Origin of the sequence: Pontibacter sp. HSC-14F20, from assembly GCF_019599265.1 — a bacterium.
Classification (GTDB): domain Bacteria; phylum Bacteroidota; class Bacteroidia; order Cytophagales; family Hymenobacteraceae; genus Pontibacter.
This window is the reverse complement of the sequence record NZ_JAHZTC010000080.1, coordinates 1-258: the sequence shown is the minus strand read 5'-3', so window position 1 is coordinate 258 and position 258 is coordinate 1. Positions and strand designations below refer to the sequence as shown.

Sequence of the window (258 nt, the reverse complement as noted above, 5' to 3'; positions counted from 1 at the left end):
TCTCCTCCAACAGGTGGATGATCTACCTCAGACAGGTGGATGATCTACCTCAGAGCGCTCTGGCAATGCGGCGGCAGGAATAGATATTTTGGAAGTAGGCGTAGAAGAGTACCTTGAGCAGCATGCGCGGGTGGTAGCTGCTGGTGCCCCCGCCCTTGTAGGTGGCCATGATGCGGTCCAGGTTGAGCTCGTCCACCACCCGGTCCACCAGCCGCACCGGGTGGTGGACCGGGATCCGCTCGCCGATGCTCTGGGGGA

General features: G+C 61.2%; 1 pseudogene. It reads right to left on the bottom strand.

Features of this window, described 5'->3' with window-relative positions:
- Window positions 1-52: 52 nt before the first annotated feature.
- A pseudogene (locus K3G39_RS20590) lies at window positions 53-258 on the bottom strand (transposase); the annotation flags it as partial.